The sequence below is a fragment of the Pseudomonas sp. NPDC089392 genome (assembly GCF_044749595.1).
Classification (GTDB): Bacteria; Pseudomonadota; Gammaproteobacteria; order Pseudomonadales; family Pseudomonadaceae; genus Aquipseudomonas.
Genome location: NZ_JBIVIF010000087.1, coordinates 1 through 6,457, shown reverse-complemented (window position 1 = coordinate 6,457; position 6,457 = coordinate 1). Strand labels below are relative to the sequence as shown.

The window sequence follows — 6,457 nt, the reverse complement described above, 5'->3', positions numbered from 1 at the left end:
CGTCTGGCACAGGCGATACTGGCCCGAAACAAACGTAGGAGCGGCTTTAGCCGCGAAGCGCCGCGCGGGCGGCGCTCGATTTCACAGGCGCTGAATGTGTCACGGTGAACATCTGCGGCGCTCGATCTCCCAGGCGCTGCAAATGCCGTGACGAACACCTGCTGGCCTCCCCCTTCCCCTCCCCCCAACCATGCCACAAATCAATGAATGCCCCACACATATCATTCACCGTGATAATAACCTTCGCCCCGTTCGATTCGTGCCTCACGCGCAACACACTCAAACTCCGCCCACTACTAATACATTGGCGGAGTTCTCCATGGAACAATCACTCAAACCCTTGCGCTTGCCCCTCGCTGCCCTGGCAGTGGTGGTGATCAGCGCTTGTGGTCGAACCCCCGACGCCGTGCAGGCTCCCGCCGCGCCCAAAGTCACCGTAGCCAAGGTGATCGAACAACCAATCAACGAATGGGACGAATTCACCGGTCGCCTCGAAGCCCCGGAAACCGTCGAAGTACGCCCACGGGTCTCCGGCCAGATCGACCTGGTAGCCTTCACCGAAGGCGCCCAGGTCAAGAAAGGCGACCTGCTGTTCCAGATCGACCCGCGCCCGTTCCAGGCCGATGTGCGCCGCCTCGAAGCCCAGTTGCAGCAGGCTAAGGCCACCGCCATCCGCAGCGCCAACGAAGCCCGCCGTGGCGAACGCCTGCGTGACAGCAACGCCATTTCCGCAGAACTGGCCGAATCGCGCAGCAGCGCTGCCGCCGAAGCCCGTGCCGGGGTCGACGCGATTCAGGCCCAGCTCGACCTGGCCCGTCTGAACCTCAGCTTCACCCGCGTCACCGCGCCCATCAATGGCCGGGTCAGCCGCGCCCAGTTCACCGCTGGCAACATCGTCACCGCCGATGTCACCCCGCTGACCAGCGTGGTCTCCACCGACAAGGTCTACGCCTACTTCGACGCCGACGAGCGCGTGTACCTCAAGTACACCCAGCTGGCCCGCGAAGGCCAGCGTGGCCAGAGCACCCCGGTGTACCTGGGCCTGACCAACGAAACCGGAAACCCACACCTGGGCCAGATGAACTTCGTCGACAACCAGGTCAACCCGCGCACTGGCACCATCCGGGGCCGTGCGGTGTTCGACAACAGCGACGGCCAGTTCACCCCAGGCCTGTACGCGCGCCTGAAGCTGGTCGGCAGCGCCCAGTACGACGCCGTGCTGATCAACGACGAAGCCGTAGGCACCGACCTTGGCAAGAAGTTCGTGCTGGTCATGGACAAGGACAACAAGGCTGCCTACCGCGCCGTGGAGCTGGGGCCGAAGCTGGAAGGCCTGCGCATCGTGCGCAGCGGCCTGGGCAAGGACGACCGCATCGTGGTCAAGGGCCTGCAGCGCGTGCGCCCTGGCTCGCCGGTCACCCCAGAAGAAACCGCCATGGCCAGCGAACAGACCCTCGCCGCCCTCGCCCAGCAGCGCCAAGCCCTGGAGGCCAGCAACCCGGCGCCGAAGGTGGCGGGCAATAACGTGAAAGTCGCCAGCGCCCAGGCGCCACGCGGTTAAGGGACCACACCGATGAACTTCTCGAAATTCTTCATTACCCGGCCGATCTTCGCCGCGGTGCTGTCGCTGGTGCTGCTGATTGCCGGTTCGATCTCGCTGTTCCAACTGCCGATCAGCGAATACCCCGAAGTGGTGCCGCCCACCGTGGTGGTGCGCGCCAACTTCCCCGGTGCCAACCCCAAGGTCATCGGCGAAACCGTTGCCGCGCCACTGGAACAAGCCATTACCGGTGTGGAGAACATGCTGTACATGTCCTCCCAGTCCACCGCTGACGGCAAGCTGACGCTGACCATCACCTTCGCCCTGGGCACTGACCTGGACAACGCCCAGGTGCAGGTGCAGAACCGCGTCACCCGTACCCAGCCCAAGCTGCCCGAGGAAGTGACCCGTATCGGCATCACCGTCGACAAGGCCTCGCCCGACCTGACCATGGTCGTGCACCTGACCTCGCCGGACAACCGCTACGACATGCTCTACCTGTCCAACTACGCCATCCTCAATATCAAAGACGAGCTGGCGCGCCTGGGCGGCGTGGGCGATGTGCAGCTATTCGGCATGGGCGACTACTCGCTGCGCGTGTGGCTGGACCCAAACAAGACCGCTTCGCGCAACCTGACTGCCAGTGATGTGGTAGCGGCTATTCGCGAACAAAACCGCCAGGTGGCCGCCGGCCAGCTGGGCGCCCCGCCCGCCCCCGGCTCCACCAGCTTTCAGCTGTCGATCAACACCCAGGGCCGCCTGGTCAACGAAGAAGAGTTCGAAAACATCATCATCCGTGCCGGTGCCGATGGCGAAATCACTCGCCTGAAAGACATCGCCCGGGTCGAGCTCGGTTCCAGCCAGTACGCCCTGCGCTCGCTGCTGAACAACCAGCCGGCGGTGGCCATCCCGATCTTCCAGCGCCCAGGCTCCAACGCCATCGAGATCTCCGACGAAGTGCGGGCGAAAATGGCCGAGCTGAAGAAGGACTTCCCCGAGGGCATGGACTACAGCATCGTCTATGACCCGACCGTGTTCGTCCGTGGCTCCATCGAGGCGGTGGTGCACACCCTGTTCGAAGCCCTGGTGCTGGTGGTGCTGGTCGTCATCCTGTTCCTGCAGACCTGGCGTGCCTCGATCATCCCGCTGCTGGCCGTGCCGGTGTCGCTGATCGGTACCTTTGCGGTCATGCACCTGTTCGGCTTCTCGCTCAACGCACTGTCATTGTTCGGCCTGGTGCTGGCCATCGGTATCGTGGTGGACGACGCCATCGTCGTGGTGGAAAACGTCGAGCGCAATATCGGGCTGGGCCTGAAACCGCTGGAAGCCACACAAAAGGCCATGAGTGAAGTGACCGGGCCGATCATCGCCACCGCCCTGGTGCTGTGCGCCGTGTTCGTGCCTGCCGCGTTCATTTCCGGCCTGACCGGGCAGTTCTACAAGCAGTTCGCCCTGACCATCGCCATTTCCACGGTAATCTCGGCGTTCAACTCGCTGACCCTGTCGCCGGCCCTGGCTGCCGTGCTGCTGAAGGACCACCACGCGCCCAAGGACCGTTTCTCGCGGTTCCTGGAAAAACTGCTGGGCAGCTGGCTGTTCGCGCCGTTCAACCGCTTCTTCGACCGCGCGTCCAACCGCTACGTCGGCGGCGTGCGCCGGGTCATCCGCTCCAGCGGCATCGCCCTGTTCGTGTATGCCGGCCTGATGGGCCTGACTTACCTTGGCTTCTCGTCCACCCCGACCGGTTTCGTGCCGGCCCAGGACAAGCAGTACCTGGTGGCTTTCGCCCAGCTGCCTGACGCCGCCAGCCTCGACCGCACCGAGGCGGTAATCAAGCGCATGAGCGAAATCGCCCTGAAGCAGCCTGGCGTGGCCGACTCGGTGGCCTTCCCTGGCCTGTCGATCAACGGCTTCACCAACAGCCCGAACAGCGGCATCGTGTTCACCCCGCTCAAGCCGTTCGACGAGCGCAAGGACCCGAGCCAGTCGGCTGCCGCCATTGCTGCCGCGCTGAACGCCCAGTTCGCCGACATCCAGGACGCCTACATCGCGATCTTCCCGCCACCGCCGGTACAAGGCCTGGGCACCATCGGCGGCTTCCGCCTGCAGATCGAGGACCGCGGCAACCTGGGCTACGAAGCGCTGTACAAGGAAACCCAGAACATCATCGCCAAGAGCCACAACGTGCCGGAGCTGGCGGGCCTGTTCACCAGCTACCAGGTCAACGTCCCCCAGGTCGATGCGGCTATCGACCGGGAAAAAGCCAAGACCCACGGCGTGGCGATCAACGACATCTTCGACACCCTGCAGGTCTACCTGGGCTCGTTGTACACCAACGATTTCAACCGCTTTGGCCGTACTTACCAGGTCAACGTCCAGGCGGAGCAGCAGTTCCGCCTTGATGCCGAGCAGATCGGCCAGTTGAAAGTGCGCAACAACCTCGGCGAGATGATCCCGCTGGCGACCTTCCTCAAGGTCAGCGATACCTCCGGCCCTGACCGCGTCATGCACTACAACGGTTTCATCACTGCCGAGATCAACGGTGCCGCAGCCCCTGGCTACAGCTCCGGCCAAGCCGAGGCGGCGATCGAGAAACTGCTGAAAGCAGAGCTGCCCAACGGCATGACCTTCGAGTGGACCGACCTGACCTACCAGCAGATCCTCTCGGGCAACACCGCGCTGTTTGTGTTCCCGCTGTGCGTGCTGCTGGCCTTCCTGGTGCTGGCTGCCCAGTACGAAAGCTGGAGCCTGCCGCTGGCGGTGATCCTGATCGTACCGATGACCCTGCTGTCGGCCATCACCGGCGTGATCGTCTCCGGTGGCGACAACAACATCTTCACCCAGATCGGCCTGATCGTACTGGTGGGCCTGGCGTGCAAGAACGCGATCCTGATCGTCGAATTCGCCAAGGATGAACAAGCCAAGGGCCTCGACCCGCTGGCTGCGGTACTGGAAGCCTGCCGCCTGCGTCTGCGGCCGATCCTGATGACCTCGATCGCCTTCATCATGGGTGTGGTGCCGCTGGTGTTCAGCTCCGGTGCCGGCTCGGAAATGCGCCATGCCATGGGTGTGGCGGTGTTCTCGGGGATGATCGGCGTGACCGTGTTCGGCCTGTTCCTGACCCCGGTGTTCTTCTTCCTGATTCGCCGTTTCGTCGAGCGTCGCCAGGCCCGCAAGGCCGAACACGTTCAAGCACTGGAGAACCATGCATGAACCTGCTCAAACCCTTGACCCCAAGCCTGCTGGCACTGGCCTTGGCGGCCTGTGCAGTAGGCCCGGACTACCAGGCGCCAGCCACCGAACCTGCCCAACTGAGCAGCGATGTGCAGGCCAAGGCCTATGACCGTAGCCGCTTCGAAAGCCTGTGGTGGAAGCAGTTCGACGACCCGGTGCTGAACCAGCTGGTGCAGGCTTCGCTAAACGGCAACCGCGACCTGCGCGTGGCCTTCGCCCGCCTGAAGTCGGCCCGCTCGATCCGCGAAGACGCCGAGAACGACCAGTTCCCGGTGGTCACCAGCCGCGCCAGCAGCGATATCGGCAAGGGCCAGGTCCCCGGCCAGACCGATCATCGGGTCAACAGCGAACGCTATGACCTGGGCCTGGACATGGCCTGGGAGCTTGACCTGTTCGGCCGCATCCAGCGCCAGATCGAAGCCAGCGAAGCCCAGGAAGCGGTGGCAGCCGCCGACCTGCAGCAGTTGCAGGTCAGTCTGATCGCCGAGCTGGTCGACGCCTATGGGCAACTTCGTGGCGCGCAATTGCGCGAGAAGATCGCCCTGGCCAACCTCAAGACCCAGCAGGAATCGCGGACCATCACCGAAACCCTGCGCGATGCCGGCGTAGGCAATGACCTCGACGTGGTGCGCGCCGATGCGCGCCTGGCCGGGGTCGAAGCCACCGTGCCGCAACTGCAGGCGGAACAGGCACGGGCACGGCACCGCATTGCCACCCTGCTCGGCCAGCGCCCCGACGCGCTCAGCGTAGACCTGTCGCCCAAGGCCCTGCCGGCCATTGCCAAGGCGCTGCCGGTGGGTGACCCAGGTGAGCTGCTGCGCCGCCGCCCGGACATCCGCAGCGCCGAACGTCAACTGGCGGCCGCCACCGCCAACGTCGGCGTGGCCACCGCCGACCTGTTCCCCCGCGTCAGCCTCAGCGGCTTCCTCGGTTTTACCGCCGCACGCGGCTCGCAGATTGGCTCTTCGGCGGCCAATGCCTGGGCGCTGGGCCCAAGCATCACTTGGGCAGCCTTCGACCTGGGCAGCGTGCGCGCCCGCCTGCGCGGTGCCAAGGCCGATGCCGAAGGGGCCCTGGCCAATTACGAACAGCAGGTATTGCTGGCCCTGGAAGAGTCGGCCAACGCCTTCAGCGATTACGACAAGACCCAGCAGCGGCTGTTGTCGCTGATGCGCCAGAGCGACGCCAGCCGCAAGGCGGCGGAACTGGCTTCGATTCGTTATCGCGAGGGTACGGTGGACTACCTGGTGCTGCTCGATGCCGAGCGCGAGCGGCTGAGCGCTGAAGATGCGCAGGCCCAGGGTGAGGTCGAGCTGTACCGCGGCATTGTCTCGATCTACAAGGCCCTGGGTGGCGGCTGGCAGCCGGAGACCGTGGCCAGCGCGCGCTGATATACCCCGTTTCAACGACTCCTTTGGTTGGCTCCTCCCCCAACCGTTTGCCCCGCAGGCCTTGGTTTGCGGGGCTTTTTTATGCTGATTGAGCATGCCTCAAGGGCTTGTCCGGGCCCCAAGGTGCATGCCTCAGATTCTTCGGCGCCTATGAGATCGAGCGCCGCAGGTGTTCGCCGGAACATTTGCAGCGCCTATGAGATCGAGCGCCGCCCGCGCGGCGCTTCGCGGCTAAAGCCGCTCCTACGTTTGTTTCGGGCCAATTATGCCTGTGGGATTTGCGCGCGAACGC

3 protein-coding genes are annotated in these 6,457 nt (G+C 64.4%); all 3 read left to right on the top strand.

What is annotated here, in order from left to right; translation table 11 throughout:
- The first annotated feature begins 319 nt into the window (after positions 1–319).
- The 3 genes from mexE to ACIP1G_RS31785 are packed head-to-tail and all read left to right on the top strand — an operon-like array spanning position 320 to position 6,165.
- Positions 320–1,561 carry a multidrug efflux RND transporter periplasmic adaptor subunit MexE gene (gene mexE, locus ACIP1G_RS31795; protein ID WP_400744575.1) on the top strand — a complete coding sequence of 414 codons (1,242 nt, stop codon included), beginning with the start codon at positions 320–322 and terminating at the stop codon, positions 1,559–1,561.
- A gap of 12 nt (positions 1,562–1,573) precedes the next feature.
- Positions 1,574–4,753: an efflux RND transporter permease subunit gene (locus ACIP1G_RS31790; protein WP_400744573.1), complete on the top strand. Its 3,180-nt coding sequence runs from the start codon at positions 1,574–1,576 to the stop codon at positions 4,751–4,753.
- Entirely contained in the window at positions 4,750–6,165 is a 1,416-nt protein-coding gene (locus ACIP1G_RS31785) for an efflux transporter outer membrane subunit (RefSeq protein WP_400744570.1), read from the top strand. Before ACIP1G_RS31790 ends, ACIP1G_RS31785 begins: the two co-directional genes overlap by 4 nt.
- Positions 6,166–6,457 lie beyond the last annotated feature (292 nt).